This window comes from Emticicia sp. (assembly GCF_049241225.1).
Taxonomy (GTDB): Bacteria; Bacteroidota; Bacteroidia; order Cytophagales; family Spirosomataceae; genus Emticicia.
This window is the reverse complement of sequence record NZ_JBMLRC010000077.1, coordinates 31,446-49,286: the sequence shown is the minus strand read 5'-3', so window position 1 is coordinate 49,286 and position 17,841 is coordinate 31,446. Positions and strand designations below refer to the sequence as shown.

General features: G+C 40.1%; 7 protein-coding genes. 6 read left to right on the top strand and 1 reads right to left on the bottom strand.

The window, feature by feature from the left end:
• Nucleotides 1–166 precede the first annotated feature (166 nt).
• From ACOVO2_RS04940 to ACOVO2_RS04915, 6 genes are all read left to right on the top strand, one after another.
• On the top strand, nt 167–2,716 hold the full coding sequence (locus ACOVO2_RS04940) for a TonB-dependent receptor domain-containing protein (protein ID WP_421768894.1): 2,550 nt from the start codon (nt 167–169) through the stop codon (nt 2,714–2,716).
• A 278-nt stretch (nt 2,717–2,994) separates the two neighbouring features.
• Complete coding sequence (locus tag ACOVO2_RS04935; RefSeq protein ID WP_421768893.1) at nt 2,995–3,855, top strand: dienelactone hydrolase family protein; 861 nt, start codon at nt 2,995–2,997, stop codon at nt 3,853–3,855.
• A gap of 133 nt (nt 3,856–3,988) precedes the next feature.
• Complete coding sequence (locus ACOVO2_RS04930; RefSeq protein WP_421768892.1) at nt 3,989–4,552, top strand: YceI family protein; 564 nt, start codon at nt 3,989–3,991, stop codon at nt 4,550–4,552.
• Between the two features lie 128 nt (nt 4,553–4,680).
• Nucleotides 4,681–5,379: a hemerythrin gene (locus ACOVO2_RS04925; protein ID WP_421768891.1), complete on the top strand. Its 699-nt coding sequence runs from the start codon at nt 4,681–4,683 to the stop codon at nt 5,377–5,379.
• A 98-nt stretch (nt 5,380–5,477) separates the two neighbouring features.
• On the top strand, nt 5,478–6,341 hold the full coding sequence (locus ACOVO2_RS04920; protein ID WP_421768890.1) for a TraB/GumN family protein: 864 nt from the start codon (nt 5,478–5,480) through the stop codon (nt 6,339–6,341).
• Nucleotides 6,342–6,459: 118 nt separating this feature from the next.
• On the top strand, nt 6,460–7,707 hold the full coding sequence (locus ACOVO2_RS04915) for a DEAD/DEAH box helicase (protein ID WP_421768889.1): 1,248 nt from the start codon (nt 6,460–6,462) through the stop codon (nt 7,705–7,707).
• Between the two features lie 117 nt (nt 7,708–7,824).
• Here ACOVO2_RS04915 and ACOVO2_RS04910 read toward each other — a convergent pair whose 3' ends face one another.
• Entirely contained in the window at nt 7,825–17,832 is a 10,008-nt protein-coding gene (locus tag ACOVO2_RS04910; RefSeq protein ID WP_421768888.1) for a 3-coathanger stack domain-containing protein, read from the bottom strand.
• Nucleotides 17,833–17,841: the final 9 nt, after the last annotated feature.

The window sequence follows — 17,841 nt, the reverse complement described above, 5'->3', positions numbered from 1 at the left end:
TCGGCATTGTCGAGTTATCGGCCGAGTTGTCGAGTTGAACGCCGTACTTATCTATTTCTGAAAATTGATTCAAAATTATGTTGTTGATTTGTTGCATAATTCAACAAAGGCACTAAAAACCAAAAACAATTTAGCACCGAAATTCAAAATATTAAATATTACAGCAATGAAAAAGTTATCATCAATATTCACAATAATTATAGCTGCTACCACGCTGGCAACTGCTCAGTTTGGTCCTGGTGGAATGGGCGGAATGGGTGGTGGACAAAGAGGAGATGGCAATGGTCGTCCACAAAATACACAACAAGCCCCTGCTTTTAATTTAGAAGGCAATGCTCCAAAAGGAAATTCAAAAGTTTTTGGTTTTGTGGTAGATGAAAGCGTTTCTACAGCAGTCGAGTTTGCTAACGTAGCTATCTATACAAAAGATACCAAGAAAGTAATCGACGGAACAATTGCCGACGAGAAAGGTAAATTTTCAATGAACCGTGTAGCTGCTGGCGAGTATAACTTAGTGATTACATTTATTGGTTTCAAAGATAAAACCATTGAAATAAAAGTTGAGAAAGGAAAAGATATTGACTTGGGTGTAATTAAACTTGCACAGAGTGTAAAACAATTGGAGGAAGTGACCGTAACGGCCGAGAAATCAATGATTGAAGAGAAAGTTGATAGATTGGTTTATAATGCCGAAAAAGATTTGACATCGAAAGGTGGAGATGCTGCTGATATTTTGCGTAAAGTACCGATGTTATCGGTTGATTTAGATGGTAATGTTTCATTACGTGGCACCTCAAACCTCAGAGTTTTGATTAACAATAAGCCTTCTACAATCGTAGCGAGCAGCATTGCTGACGCTTTGAAGATGATTCCTGCTGATTTGATTAAAACCGTTGAGGTAATTACTTCACCATCAGCCAAATACGATGCCGAAGGCTCGGGTGGTATCATTAATATCATTTTGAAAAAATCTACTCTGCAAGGATTAACTTTGAATATTGATTCGGGTGTGGGTATTCGAGGTTCTAATTTAAGCCTAAACGGTAACTATCGCCAAGGTAAATTAGGTGTAACGTTGGGTGGTTTCGGACGCTTGTTCTACAATAAATCGTTGGTGACATTAGACCAAACTACCGTACAAAATGGTGTTTCGACACTCACCAATCAGAATGTAAATGCTTTTGATAATGGTCTTTTCGGAAGATATAACTTAGGCTTCGATTATGATTTAGCCAAAAATCAGTCGCTTACGGCTTCGGTAGCTTTCGGAACTCGTAATTTTAGTCGTGACCAAGATTTTACCATCAATCAGTTTAAAAACAATGTGGCCTTACCATCTACTTACAGAAGCGTTGATGCCCGTGATTTATCAAATTCGGTAGATATTAACCTCGATTATATCCGAACTTTCAAGCCATCGCAAGAGTTGTCGGTTTCGGGGCAATTTAGCCAAAATAAATTAACTAATAATTTCTTTACTGATTTCTTGAGCGATTCTCAACAACTCGTAAGTCGTCAGCAAAACTTAAATAATAACTTCAATAACGAGATTACGTTACAAACCGATTTCCAGACACCAATCAAACAAAATCAGCAGTTTGAGGTAGGTTTAAAAACTGTGATTCGTCAAGTAGATAGCGATTTTGAGTATTTAGTAGCCAATCCAACGGGTTCGTTTTCGTCGGATGCTCGTAATCCAGCAGGTTTGCTCAATTACAGCCAAAGCATTGCAGCAGGATATGTTTCTTACACTTACTCAACAAAGAATAAATATACATTCAAAGTAGGTACTCGTTATGAATACACTACTATCGAAGCAAACGACCAAAAAAGTGATATCGTGATTCCCGCTTACGGAAATTTAGTGCCAAGCGTAAATATCTCGAAAAGTGTAGGAAAAGCATCAACCTTAAAACTTGCCTACAACAACCGTATTCAACGCCCAGGTTTGCAACAGTTAAATCCGAACCTTAATATTGCAAATCCACAAAGTATTTCGGTTGGAAACCCAACACTGAGACCCGAAGTCTCGAATAACGTTGAGTTGAGTTTAAGTACTAATATCAAGAAAACTTATCTCAATCTATCGGTTTTTGGTCGTCAGACAAACAACTCAATCACACGTATTTCGATGCCATCTGATTCGGTTGTGGGGGCCATTATCACAACTTTTGAAAACATCGGTAAAGAACAAACTTTTGGAACCAACATTTTCGGAAATTTCTTCCTTACTCCAAAATGGACTTTGAATGGTGGTGTTGATATTTACTATAATTACTTGGAAGGTCAGCAAACAGGGTTAGATGGACTCTCATCAAAAATCAGTAATTCGGGTTTTGTAGTGAGTGGTCGTATGCAATCTTCTGTTTCACTTAAAAATGGTTGGGCGATTCAAGCCTTCGGTGGATTCAGAGGAAACCGTGTACAATTACAAGGAAATCAAGGAGGAATGGGAATGTATTCGATTGGTGCAAGAAAAGAATTTGCTAACAAGAAAGGTAGTTTAGGACTTGCCGCTGAAAACTTCTTCGGAATGAGCATGAGAAGTACCCTCACAACACCACAGTTTAATCAAGTAATGTTCAACAAACTTTATAACCAAAACGTAAAATTGACGTTTAGTTATAAAATCGGTAAAATGAAATTTACTCAGACTAAACAATCGAAGGTGAAGAATGATGATGTGAAGTCGGGTGGTGATAATAACAATAATTAATAATAGGGGTAATATAAATAGCAATGGTCTTAGGGAAATGTTCCCTAAGACATTCTCAAAACCCTAAAAGATATTTAAAATTTTTATTTTGATTAGGTTGAAAAATTAGAAGGCTTGTGATTTTCGGCAAGCCCTTTCTTTTTCTCTTATAAAAGTATAATTTAGATTCAACTTTAATGAAGTTTCCAACGTATTCAGTAAAATATTAATATAATTTTTTAAGCAATATATCTTTTGTCTGATTACTCACTTTTCAAAAATTCAACTCTATTAAAACTATGAATCAAGAAATTATCAACCTATTCGACGAGTACACGCACAAACCTCTCACGCGTAGCGATTTTATGGCCCGTTTGGCCAAACTTGCGGGTGGAACTGCCGCGGCAATAGCTATTTTACCTCTTTTGGAAGTAAACTATGCCAACGCCATGACAATAGCCGAAGATGACGAAGATATCACAACCGAGGATATAACTTACGAAGGCGATGGTACAACAATGAAAGCGTATCTGGCTAAACCAAAGAAAATTACTGGTAAAATCGGAGCAGTTTTAGTGATTCACGAAAACCGTGGACTCAACCCACACATCAAAGACGTAACTCGTCGTGTAGCCAAAGCTGGTTATTTGGCTTTGGGTGTTGATGCTCTTTCGCCGTTTGGAGGTACCCCAGCTAATGAAGACGAAGCTCGTGGCTTATTCGCCAAACTTGATGCTCAGAAGAATATCAACAATTTTGTGAAAGGCTTTGATTTCCTACGCTCACTCAAAGAATCAAATGGCAAAACTGCTTGTGTTGGTTTTTGTTGGGGTGGAGCAATGGCCAATCAGATGGCAGTAAATTCTCCGCAGCTTAATGCGGCTGTTGCCTACTATGGTCGTCAGGCCGAAGCTGCCGACGTGCCGAAAATCAAGGCATCGTTGATGCTGCACTACGGTGGACTCGACGAGCGAGTAAATGCCGGTATTCCTGCTTTCGAAGCTGCACTAAAAGCCGAAGGGAAAAAACACGAAATATATATTTACGAGGGGGCTAATCATGCTTTTAATAACGATACAGCACCCACTCGCTACAATGCCGAAGTAGCAAAATTGGCTTGGGAGCGAACACTTCGTTTGTTTAAAGAAACCATTGCCTAATTACGTTTAGTCTATTTCGTTAATAGATTGTTAATGGAGTTAAATTAGTTTGTTAACACATTGTATGTAATTACATTTGTTCTGAGTATTAGTCTAATTATTCATAAGTATTAACCAAAAAAAACACAGTAAAATGAAAAAAATCACAGTACTTGCTTTTGCTTTATTAGCATCGGTTGCATCTTTTGCACAAAAATGGTCACTTGACAAAGCTCACGCTAAAATGACTTTCACTGTTACTCACTTGATGATGTCGGAGGTTGACGGTGTATTTAAAAGTTTCGATGCCACAATCACTTCTTCAAAAGAAGATTTCTCTGATGCAGTATTTGAACTAACGGCTGATATGAAACAAGTATCAACCAACCAAGAAATGCGTGATGGTCACCTTCAAAAAGATGATATGTTTGATACAGCTAAGTTTCCAACATTGACTTTCAAAAGCACAGGAATCACGCCAGCAGGTCCAAAAAAATATAAATTGACTGGAAACCTAACAATGAAAGGAGTTACAAAACCAGTTACTTTAGACCTAACATTGGTAGGTACAGGTACATCGCGTGATGGTAAGAAATTAGTAGGTTTCAAAGCTACTGGTGCAGTAAAACGTACTGACTTCGGTGTTGGTGCAATGCCAAGTGCAGTTGTAGCTGAAGAAGTTGAACTTCGTGCTTCTGGCGAGTTCAAAGCAAACTAATTTAAGGTCTGCACCTTTAATAAAAAAGCATGCTGAGAGTGAATCTCAGTATGCTTTTTTGTTTTTATGATCCTTGTCATATTTTTTGATGAGCCGCTTTCATAGTTTTGCTTATCTAATAAATAAATATGACATCTGTAAACGACCTCATTGATAATTCTAAAATGCTTCAACTGATTACGGAGCGATTAGATACAGCACCCAAGACCAAGAGAATCAATCAATTAGAAATGAATCACGAACTGATTGAGTTAATTTTGGATTTATATAACGATGATGAAAATTTTCCGTTTGAGAAAATGCAGAAGTTTTCGGTGGAAGATATTCTGAATTACTTACAGGCTACTCACCAATATTATTTAAATAAAAAATTACCCGAAATTGAGCAATCGCTTTTGCACATTTTCAGTAAATATGGTCAAAGCCACCAGCTTTTAGCCAGTTTAGCTATTTTCTTTAACGACTATAAAAATAAATTAGTTGACCACATTCGAATGGAGGAAAAACAATTGTTTCCGTATATTCGTCGAATGATTGTAGCGGCCAAAGTGAAACCAGTTTGTGCCGAAAGCCTTGAGATTGATGAGGCATTCTCGATTGAGAAATTTATTGCATCTCACTCGCCAATCGAGGATGAATTGAAAGAAGTCAGCGAAATCATAAAAAAATATTCAGATAATGCAGCCACTCCGCTGCCTTATAAAGTATTCTTGAATCAAGTAGAGTTGTTTGAGCTTGAACTCCGCAAACATGCCATCATCGAAGACCACGTACTCGTGCCAATGGTAGTAGAACTCGAAAAGAAAACCAAACATTCGGCACAGTAAAAAACACATACTGCAAATAAATGCACAAAGCTCGATGATTATTCATCGGGCTTTTTTGTTATCTTTAAACCAGTATTTATGTTTAATCCTTATTTTTTATGAGAACTAAATTTTTTGCTCTGATTGCGTTATTATTATCGGTTTGTCAAACTTTTGCACAACAGACCCCAAAAGGCCTACTTTGGGAAATTTCGGGTAATGGACTTTCTGAACCATCGTATCTTTTCGGAACAATTCATTTGATTTGTCCAGACAAGTTTTTTCTTCCGAAAAACACACAAGAGAAACTTAAAAATACCCAACAGGTTTTTTTAGAAATAGACATGGACGACCCTCAGATGATGATGAAAACACAGAAATTGATGATGTCGAGCGATGGAAAAAAATTGAAAGATATTATGAATGAATCTGATTATAAGGCTTTTAGCGAATATTTCAAGAAGAATGTAGGCATGGATGTGGCGATGTTTGGCACTGCAAAACCGATGCTATATATGAGTCTTGGCCTAATGAAGGCCACTGGTTGCCCAATGCCGAAATCGTACGAAGAATATTTTGTAAAAGAGGCTAAAACTGAAAAAAAAGAAGTGTTAGGCCTCGAAACAATTGAAGACCAAATAGCAATACTCGATAAAGCACCGATTGAGCAACAGGTGGCTTGGTTAATGGAGATGGTTAAAGAAACCGATAATGGCCAAGCAACTTATATGCAAATGATTGATTTATATACTAAACAAGACATTGAAGCATTGACAAAAATGATTTCGGAAAAAATGATCGGAATGAAAGGTGTTGAAGGGGAATTATTGGACAAAAGAAACCAAAACTGGATTCCAGTCATTGAGCAAAATATCAAGCAGAAATCAACTTTTTTTGCAGTAGGAGCGGGACATTTGGGTGGCGAAAAAGGAGTATTGAAACTTTTGCAACAAAAAGGATATACATTGAAGAGTTTGGAGTAAATGATTTTCAAATATCTGAGCAACGAAACAATTACGGCTTATTTATTGCTAATAAGCTACTTAATGCTATATTTGTAAGTATTAAAGCTTTCACAAGTCCTATTTAATTTATAATCAATTGCAATTTAACGAACTTAATCTTCATGATGACGTACTGACGGGAGTGGACGCCATGAATTATTTACAAGTCACTCCGATACAAGAAAAAGCCATTCCGATTATTCTTTCTGGAAAAGATTTGATAGCTTCGGCACAAACAGGCACGGGCAAAACCGCCGCTTATTTGATTCCGATTTTAGATAAAATTAGTCGTGAGCCGAGCGATCACACATCGGCACTTATATTGGTGCCAACCCGTGAGTTGGCCAAACAAATTGATGAACAGATAGAAGGTTTTAGCTATTTTATTCAAGCAACCAGCATAGCAATTTATGGTGGAGGTAAGGGCGAAGACTGGGATCAACAACGCAAGGCCTTGGTAAAAGGAGCAGATATTATTATCGCTACTCCTGGGCGTTTGATGGCACACATGAATTCGGGCGAAGTAAAATTCGATAATCTTAAATGCTTGATTTTAGACGAAGCCGATAAAATGCTCGATATGGGTTTTTCGGAAGATATTCTTTTTGTGTTGAAGCATCTACCGCAAAATCGTCAGAATCTGATGTTTTCGGCTACTATGCCCAAGAAAATAAGAGATTTTGCTGATAAAATACTGAAAAACCCCGAAGAAATCCGTTTGGCAGTTTCAAAACCTGCGGTAGGAATTGACCAACAATTTTATTTAGCTTCCGACGAACAAAAACTTCCTTTATTGATTCATCTGATGAAAAATACGGTAGCCGAATCGGTAATTATATTTACTTCACAGAAAGCTATGATTGATAAGGTTGTGCGAATGTTGAATAGAAATAAATTTGAGGCAAAAGGGATTTCATCGGATAATTCGCAAGAAGACCGTGAAGAATCTTTGCGAGGTTTTAAGAATAAGCAGTTTAAGATTTTGGTTGCTACTGATGTGCTTTCGAGAGGGATTGATATTAATAACTTGAACTTGGTTATAAATATTGATGTACCTCGTGATGCCGAGGATTATATCCACAGGATTGGACGAACAGCCCGAGCCGAAACAACCGGTACAGCTTTTACTTTTATCAATGAAAAAGATCAGTACCGAATTGCTAATATTGAGAAATTGCTTGAAAGAGAGGTAGAAAAACAAAATATCACTGAAAGCTTAGGCTTAGGAAAAGCACCTGAATACAAAGCCGTCCAATCACGGAAACCTTATCGAAAACCAGCTGGGAAAAAGAAATTTTTCAATAAAAAAAATACCAACAAGCAGCCAAATCCACCACAAGGATAATTTTTGGATAGTACAGAAAAATAAAGCGAGCTAATTTTACATTAGCTCGCTTTTATTGTTTAAGGGAATATAAAAATAAAGGTAGTCGGAGACGAAGTTGTCTGCCGACCACATTATTTAATTACACCCCTGTATTTCAGCTTTGAATACAGCTCCCGATTCAAAACCAGGTGTGAGTAAAATACTCTTTCCTGCTTGATAAGTTACATTAGCTGGCGAAGTAACTTTATTACTCGCATTGATTGTGTTCACAGCTTTTCTTGTACTTGTTCCTGTCAAGTTATTAGTTGGATTAACCAGCGAATAACTTAATGGATGAACAGTAACTAAACTCATTGCTGGATTTCCTACAACGACCTGATTCGTAGAGCTTACTCTGATTAGATATTTAGAGCCTTCAACTGTATTTTGTGGAATCAGACAGCTAAGTGTTCCTACTGTATTTGTAGTACCGATCAATACTGGATTTGAGAAACTTCCAGACGAATCTGAGAGCTCGACTTGGAATTGATTCAGACCATTGAAAGTTCCTGTAGTTGTAAAGGTTACATCAACATTACTTCCTGCACAAATCTCTGTTTTTGAAAGTGTAGGTGCGTTGATAGTTGCCAAATCACCAACAACAGTAAACGTAATGATCTTTGGCCCGTAGGTTACACCTCCTCCTTTATTGTCTTGTGCATAACCAGTGACAGTTAATGTATAAACGCCAGGTTTGAAGTTCCTACCCCAAACATCGTTTCCGAAGTTATCAAACAAGGCATACGGAGCAATATTTTGAATAATGTTCCAATTAAGTTCGGGGCCTTGGATATTCATTTCAAAACTTTCGATAGTCACCGTCGGACAAACAGGATTTACAAGTATGGATACTTGATCTGTTCTTTGATTGATAGTCATTCCATTGGTGAGTGGGAACAGTGATTGATATGGATTACCTGCTTTTACATAAGAATAATCAACTATTCTGCTAGGGTCGCATGGGTCAATTCCACTGACAATTACATTAGTAGTTGCAATGGCATTACATCCATTTATTCCTGTTACCGATAAAGTATATACTCCACCATTGACCGATAAAGCATTCGAAATAGTAGGACTACTAAGTGTGCTACTGAAATTATTAGGGCCAGTCCAACTATAACTTCCCGCTCCAGTTCCGATTAAACTTACAGTTTGTCCTACTGTATAAGGCCCTGTATTTGTAGCCGTTATAATTGGTAATGCCTTGATTTCAAGACCACTTACCGTAGTCGAAGCATCGGAAGTACAACCATTTATCGTGCAAGTAGCCGAGATAGCATAAGTGCCGACTGCCGAAAGCGTTAGGCTTGTACCAGTAGAATTATTCGACCAAGTAACCGTACCTGCACAACCGCTCGCAGTAAGCGTAAGTGTAGAAGGCGAACATACCACCAGCGTTGTTGGAGGAGTGATGGTCGGAGGTAAAGTCTGATTAACTGTCACAGCCGTAGTAGCTGAAGCCGAGCATCCATTAGCATTCGTAACCGTGAGCGTATAAGTGCCATTGGCAGCCAATGAAACATTGCTAATACTTGGAGCTTGGATGGATGAACTAAACGAATTTGGTCCAGTCCAATTATAACTACTCATTCCAGCGACCGAGTTGAAAGTTAGGGTAGTACCTATACATTTCGGTGAGTCAGAAGTTGGATTAGGTACTGGCAAAGCATTAATTGTCACTGCCGTGGTAGCCGAAGCCGAACATCCATTGGCATTTGTAACCGTGAGTGTATAAGTGCCACCAGCAGCAGCAGAGACATTGCTAATGCTTGGAGCTTGGATGGATGAACTAAACGAATTAGGTCCAGTCCACATATAGCTATTCATACCAGCAACTGAATTGAAAGATAGGGTAGTACCAACACATTTCGGTGAGTCTGAACTCGGATTAGGTACCGGCAAAGCATTAATTGTTACTGCTGTGGTAGCCGAAGCCGAGCATCCATTCGCATTCGTAACTGTGAGTGTATAAGTACCATTTGCAGCAGCAGTTACATTGCTTATGCTTGGAGCTTGAATAGATGAGCTAAACGAATTTGGTCCAGTCCAATTATAACTATTCATACCAGCAACCGAATTGAAAGATAGGGTAGTACCTACACATTTCGGCGAATCAGAAGTTGGATTCGGTATCGGCAAAGCATTAATTGTCACAGCCGTGGTAGCCGAAGCCGAGCATCCGTTAGCATTCGTAACCGTGAGCGTATAAGTGCCACTAGCAGCAGCAGAGACATTGCTAATGCTTGGAGCTTGGATGGATGAACTAAACGAATTTGGTCCAGTCCAATTATAAGTACTCATTCCAGCGACCGAGTTGAAAGATAGGGTAGTACCTATACATTTCGGTGAGTCAGAGGTTGGATTAGGTACTGGCAAAGCATTAATTGTCACAGCCGTGGTAGCCGAGGCCGAGCATCCGTTAGCATTCGTAACCGTGAGCGTATAAGTGCCACCAGCTGCAGCAGAGACATTGCTAATGCTTGGAGCTTGGATGGATGAATTAAACGAATTAGGTCCAGTCCAATTATAAGTACTCATACCAGCGACTGAATTGAAAGATAGGGTAGTACCTATACATTTCGGTGAATCAGAAGTTGGATTAGGTATCGGCAAGGCATTAATCGTTACTGCCGTCGTAGCTGTAGCCGAGCATCCGTTAGCATTCGTAACTGTGAGCGTATAAGTACCATTAGCAGCAGCAGAGACATTGCTAATGCTTGGAGCTTGAATAGACGAGCTAAACGAATTAGGTCCAGTCCATACGTAACTCGTCATGCCTGCTACTGAATTGAAAATCAACGTTGTACCTACACACTTAGGTGAATCACTCGTTGGGTTTGGCACTGGTAATGGATTGATTGTTACATTCGTCGTTGCACTTGCACTACAACCGTTTGAGTTTGTTACCGTCAAGGTATATATTCCATTCGCTGCCGCTGTAATATTACTGATGCTTGGTGATTGTACTGATGAGCTAAATGAATTTGGCCCGCTCCATGCATAAGTTGTCATTCCTGCTACTGAATTGAAACTCAACGTTGTACCTACACACTTAGGCGAATTACTCGTTGGGTTTGGCACCGGTAATGGATTGATTGTTACATTCGTCGTCGCACTTGCACTACATCCATTTAAGTTTGTTACCGTCAATGTATAAACGCCATTCGCTGCCGCTGTAACATTACTGATACTTGGTGTTTGTACTGACGAACTAAACGAATTTGGTCCAGTCCATGCATAACTCGTCATTTCTGCTACCGAATTAAACGATAAGGTTGTACCCGTACATTTCGGTGAATCATTCGATGGGTTAGGTACTGGTAAGGTGTTTATCGTCACACTCGTTGTTGCACTTGCACTACAGCCGTTTGAATTCACAACCGTCAAGGTATAGACCCCATTCGCGGCTGATGTAACATTACTGATACTTGGTGTTTGTACTGACGAACTAAACGAATTTGGTCCAGTCCATGCATAACTCGTCATTCCTGCTACCGAATTAAACGATAGCGTCGTACCTACACACTTAGGCGAATCACTCGTTGGGTTTGGAACTGGTAGGGCATTTACAATTACATTTGTCGTCGCACTTGCACTACAGCCATTTGAGTTTGTAACTGTAAGGGTATATACTCCATTTGCTGCCGTCGTTACATTACTGATACTTGGATTCTGCTCGGTTGAGCTAAATGAGTTTGGACCCGTCCAAACATAACTCGTTGATTGGGCTGAACTTAAATTTAATGTACTACTTGCACAAATCGGAGTATTATTGGTAGGATTTGCCGATGGTAAAGAATTAACTGTAACTGCTGTTGTTGCTGTTGCAGTACACCCATTGCTATCAGTAATAGTAACCGAGTATGTTCCGCCAGTTGTCACATTCGTTATGATAGGATTTTGAATGGACGAACTAAATCCATTTGGTCCTGTCCATGAGTAATTTGAACCTTCTGAACAACTAAGACTAACTGAATTTCCCGAACAAATTGGTGAATTACTTGATGCTGATACTGTTGGGGTTGGATTTACAGTAATTGTAAATGTTTGTGGAGGACCAGTACAAACTAATGAAGCAGTGTATGTAATGGTTACCGAACCATCTCCAGTATTTACACCAGAAGTAGTTGAAGCAGTTGCTAGGCTACCTAAATAGCTTGAACCACCAGCACCACTCTGCCCTACAAAGTTCCCACTATATGTTCCATTGTTACCCGAAAGTCCACCACCATTAGCCCCAGTTGAAGCATTTGAATTACCAGCTTGGTTAGAAGGTAATTCCGCACCACCATTCCCACCAACTCCCAAAACTCCTAGCCCCCCAAAGTTACCAGGTGCAGCAGTTTCATATGTGGAAACCCCTCCTGCTCCTCCGCTTGTTTGAGTTCCGCCTGTTGGGAGGCTACCTGGGGTCGCTCCTGGCCACGCGGCACCACCGCCACCACCGTAGTAACCACCACCACCACCACCACCGGTTCCTCTTCCACAACCTGACAGTCTATTTCCACCAGCACCGCCACCACCGCCTGCTACAATTACTCTATCAGTCAAGGCAGTACCACCTAATCTAATATCAGATGCACCACCACCATTGCCACCAATTGCACTTGTACAAGTTGAAGATCCTGCTGTACCGCCACCATTATAGCCATTTTGTCCGCCTACATATATATATAAGGTTTGTCCTGGGGTTACAGCTAATTTGCCACTTGCCAGACCTCCTAAGCCACCTAAGATTCCTGCTTGATTTCTACCACCTTGAGCACCCTTTGCTGCAATATCTATCTCAGTTACCCCTGCAGGTACGATAAACGTTTGAAGGTTTCCTGTAAAATTAAATGTTTCTGTAATTGGTTTAGATGCGGATATTGATGTTACTGAAGGCGTTACTTCAATAGTGGAAGTTATAGGAGTATTTGTAGTGTTTGTAGCTACAAATGATGTAATATTTCCTGTACCGCTCGATGCTAAACCTATCGCATTATTTGAATTTGTCCAATTATAAACAGTATTTTGATTGTTCCCAGTAAAATTAATTGCTGCTGTTGTTGCACCGTTGCACAATATTTGGTTTCCTACTGAACTAACTGTTGGCAAGTCAAAAACAGTTATTGCGGTTGTAGCGGTAGCAGTTCCACCACCACTTGTAGTAACAACAACCGTATATACACCATTCAAACTATTTGTTGCATTGGCGAATGACGGATTTTGAGAAGAAGAACTAAATGAATTTGGTCCAGTCCAGAAATAACTTACACCTCCTGATGCACTTAAATTTAGTGAACTTCCACTACAAACCGGTGAGTTGTTGCTCGCAGAGGCCTCACTTACTTCTACCAGAGTGGTAGCCGTTGCCGAACAACCATTATTTGTAACAGTTACTGAATATACGCCCGAGGCAGCTGTCGTAACACTAATAACACTCGGATTTTGGAGTGATGATGTAAATGAATTGGGACCTACCCAAGTGTAAGTTCCGCCACCCGAACTACTGAGGTTGAGTGTGCCCCCTACATTCACCGGCGAATTACTACTCGGATTCGGCACAGGCAAGGCATTTATCGTCACATTCGTCGTTGCACTTGCACTACAACCATTTGAGTTCACAACAGTCAAGGTATATACTCCATTTTCGGCCGCTGTAACATTACTAATGCTTGGCGTTTGTATGCTTGAACTAAACGAATTTGGCCCACTCCATGCATAGGTCGCCATTCCAGATACCGAATTAAACGATACGGTCGTACCTGCACATTTCGGTGAATCATTCAACGGATTAGGTACTGGTAAGGTGTTTATCGTCACACTCGTTGTTGCACTTGCACTACAGCCGTTTGAATTCACAACCGTCAAGGTGTAAACTCCATTCTCGGTCGCTGTAACATCAATGATGCTTGGTGCTTGTATGCTTGAGCTAAACGAATTTGGCCCGCTCCATGAATAACTCGACATATCCGATGCCGCATTGAAACTCAATGTTGTTCCAACACAAATTGGTGAATTACTCGTTGGGTTTGGCACAGGTAAGGCATTTATTGTCACGTTTGTCGTCGCACTTGCACTACAACTGTTTGAGTTAACAACCGTCAAGGTATAAACTCCATTTGCAGCTGTGGTTACATTACTGATACTTGGCGATTGCATACTTGAACTAAACGAATTTGGTCCACTCCATGCGTAACTCGTCATGCCTGATACTGCATTGAAACTCAACGTTGTTCCTACGCACTTAGGAGAATTCGAACTCGGATTTGGAATGGGTAATGTATTAACAGTTACAGAAGTTGTGGCAGTTGCCGTTCCTCCTCCACTGGCCGTTATGGTTACGGTATAAACTCCATTCAGCGAGGGAGTTGCATTTGTAAATGATGGATTTTGCAAAGTTGAGGTAAACGAATTTGGACCTGTCCAAGAGTAGCTTACTCCACCAGTTCCCGTCAAATTCAATGTTGCTCCCGCACAAATCGGTGAATTACTATTGGCTGCTGCCTCATTGACCACCACTGCTGTCGTTGCTGTTGCCGAACAACCATTATTAGTAACTGTTACTACATAGGTGCCTGTGGCGGCAATCGTTATACTACCTATACTCGGATTTTGCTGGGTCGAACTGAATGCATTTGGCCCCGACCAAAGATATGTACTTCCGCCAGTACTACTTAGATTTAGAGTAGAATTTACAGATACAGGAGAATTACTACTCGCAGTTGCCGAAGGAAGTGCATTTATAGTAACAGACGTTGTTGCTGAAGCCGTACATCCAAAACTGTTTGTCTGGGTAATCGTATAAATTCCACCTGCATTGCTTGTTACATTACTAATACTTGGATTTTGAGCAGATGATGTAAAGCTATTAGGTCCTGCCCATAAATAGCTTGTATTTGCTGCCGAGGATAGATTAAGCGTTCTTCCTACACAAACAGGTGAATTACTCGATGGAGCAGGAATTGGTACCGGATTTACCGTAATCAATCCAGAATTTGTTCTGGTACTTTCACATCCACCAACCTTACAAGCTGCTTGATAAGTTGTATTTCCTGTCGGAAATTGTGTAAATGTTCCGAGCGAGGCGGAAGTTCCTAGGAGAGTACCTGTTGCAGCGGCATTGTACCATTGTACCGTACCCGATGAGCAAGTTGCTACTAAACCAATACTATTTCCATTACAAATTTGAGTGGCTGTGGTCACGCCAGTTGGTGGCGGAACAATCAGATTGGTAGTAAGTGGATTTGGTGTTGTGATTACATTTGAAAAATTACTACCGCTTACGGTTGCTACGTTCGTAATTGCACAAGTACTTGGTGTTGCCGAAACCGTAGCACTAAATGTAATCGTTGTACTTTTGCCTGCTGGTAAAGAAAAGCCAGAACCTGAGCCATTTACCGTAATGGTTTCACCTGCAAGTAATCTTGCAGAAGAATTTTCTGCTTTCGGAGTTGGTGATGTTTCGTTTTTTAAGAATTCTTCCTTAATAACTACTGGTTCTTCAATATTTTCTTCTTCTGCAATAGCATTGGTAGCTAATGAACTATCTTGTGGAACTAATGCTGGCTCGTTTCTGACATACTCTGGAGCTGCAATACGAGCAGGAGCAGCGTTGGCTGGTGTAAGACACGTACCCGCAGCTCTAAAAATTTTATTTCCTGTACCACCAAATCCTGCATCTCTTACGCGTGTTGGCCCCGCCGTCGTAACTCCCGTTGGAATATTTGAATTATTATTCCAATAATTTACTAAACTTGTTTCGGCTGTTCCATTAGTTCCATCCAACCAAATTACATTTGGTCCACCGCCTGCATTTGGGCCATTGGTGAAGAATCTTATAAGCCCCAAACCACCAGGGTCACGTGGGGTGATGCTATTGCCCGAAATTTTAACACAATTGATAATCGTTGAAAAACTAGCATCACTTGGCCCACCTGAAAGTACATCAATACCATAGTTTGATAATAATTCTTCGATTATGTTATTCGTAACAGTAGCATCTAATCTTGGGGTTTCGGTCGTTGAATTAGGTGTATTTTCTACGGCTTGTAAGCTGAGACTTCCTTTGGTAATTGTATTACCATTTACTTGAACTACCATATTACTCCTTCCTTTCACCAAAATATTTACCCCTGTACCTGTATCGCTTGAGTGTCGAGTAAGCGTATTTCCATTAAATTTACCTTCCATTCCTCGGCCCGATGCAGGTGTGAAATCTGTTCCATCAAAGGTGGTAGAAAAAAATTCGATAGGGAAGCCTCCTTTGGTAAGTATCGAAGTATTATTTAGGATATTAAAGGTAGTTTTAGCAGTTCTTAAGTTATATAAACGGAAAGCACCACCCACGAAGCCAGTACCGCCATCATAATTAACTGAACTATTTTGAATACCCACATCCGTGATGGCTGCACCAGTGGAAGTTGTATAAACTGCATAGTTGTTGAATCTATTAAAGGTAGAATTTTTGATATTCAACGTTCCAACCGTACTACTGGTAGCAGAAGTTGTAGTTTCGTATGCAAGACCATGATTGTCGTTCGGGCTGGTTGTCAGTTGTCCTGTAAATGTTGAATTATTTACATTGAGCGTCATGGCTACATTTTCGTTTAGAATATGTACACAACGACGGTCATACGAAGTAGTAGTCGGTGTAGTTGGTACACTTAATGCACCTGCTCCGAGTGTAAACGAACAATCATTGATTGCACACGTACCTGATAAATTGTTGGCATAAAAACAACTCTTACTGGTATTCGTGATGTTCATACGATTTAAACTAACATTCGCAGCGGTATTTAGATAAACACCATTACCAGTTGTATTTTGAATGGTTCCACCGCTACCAGCACTACCTGTGCCAGCAACCTGTAAACTCCCCGTATTATTATTTAATGAAATTCCGTTTGTACCACCACTTGCTGAAACGCTCGTAAATATCACATCTAATGCACCATTTGAAAAATTAATAGCCTGTCCATTGGTATTATTCAGTGAAACATCTCTTATTTTCATTGAGGTGAAACCAAAAGCCGACATCGTTACTCCTGTAGAGCCAGTAACATTTATACCATAAACTTCATTTTGAGATTGTAGATTGATGGCAGGATTTGCGGAAGAACTCCATTCTGGACGAGTTCCATTAATACTTGGTAATGCGTTTGAAAAAGTAGGCACTGTAATTCCGGCGACACTTGCCAATGAAGTACCCACTGCCCCTTGTCCAATGATTTTTTGCTGACCTAAAAGAAGCGTTGTTCCGCTTACTGAATAATTACCTGTGTAGATAAAAATATAATCACCTGGCAAGTCGAGGCTTGTGGCATTAAAGTTATTAACAGAGTTCCATGGTGAGCTTAAAGTTCCATTTCCTCCACTTGCTGCCGATGCGTTGAGGAACCAAATTGGGTTTGATACCGTAATCGTAACGGTTCCAGTACCTGTAAGGTTACTTGACGAGCCAGTAAGGGTGTAAGCAAATGTAGTTGTTCCTCTAAAACCTGCATTTGGTGTAAAAGTAAAGCTACCATCTGGGTTAAATGTTACACTGCCAGAAGTTCCAGTGGTATTCACCGCCGTAACTGTAATTGCCTCATTCGTAGGACTATTATCATTAACTAAAAGTCCACTTGCTGCAGGTACAGTAATACCTACGTTTCCTATGCTCGAATAAGCATCATCCCCTGCTATGGGAGTAGCTTTTACCGAACCAGTCACCAATGTCAAATCATTTACCAATTGGTCGGTTACTACAACACCTGTGGCATTATTGGCTGAGCCAGAAGCTGTATTGCTGACAGTGATACTATAATTCAGCACTCCACCAGGTGTAGCATTGCCGCCGCCTTGCACCGTAACTGATTTTGAAGCCGTAATTGCAGGAGCGAGAAAAGTCTCCGATAGCCAATTTTGAGAGTTAGTAGTCAGATTCAATTCTTTCGTTTCTGGTTTCAAAACCATTGGGCGATATTTTTTTTGTGGATTTACTCGCTTTATTGGCTCAACTATTTTTCTCTTCGAGTAAGTCGTAGAGTCCATCTCACTCATCTCTATTTTGGATAAACCCAAAATGGAGAGTGCGAAGCTCATACTTGCAATAAGTAGATAAATGTTTTTCATTGGATTTGT

What these genes read in the sequence shown, in the direction of transcription:
- ACOVO2_RS04940 (WP_421768894.1), top strand. Translation starts at nt 167, where the DNA reads ATGAAAAAGTTATCATCAATATTCACAATAATTATAGCTGCTACCACG.
- ACOVO2_RS04935 (WP_421768893.1), top strand. Translation starts at nt 2,995, where the DNA reads ATGAATCAAGAAATTATCAACCTATTCGACGAGTACACGCACAAACCT.
- ACOVO2_RS04930 (WP_421768892.1), top strand. Translation starts at nt 3,989, where the DNA reads ATGAAAAAAATCACAGTACTTGCTTTTGCTTTATTAGCATCGGTTGCA.
- ACOVO2_RS04925 (WP_421768891.1), top strand. Translation starts at nt 4,681, where the DNA reads ATGACATCTGTAAACGACCTCATTGATAATTCTAAAATGCTTCAACTG.
- ACOVO2_RS04920 (WP_421768890.1), top strand. Translation starts at nt 5,478, where the DNA reads ATGAGAACTAAATTTTTTGCTCTGATTGCGTTATTATTATCGGTTTGT.
- ACOVO2_RS04910 (WP_421768888.1), bottom strand. Translation starts at nt 17,832, where the DNA reads ATGAAAAACATTTATCTACTTATTGCAAGTATGAGCTTCGCACTCTCC.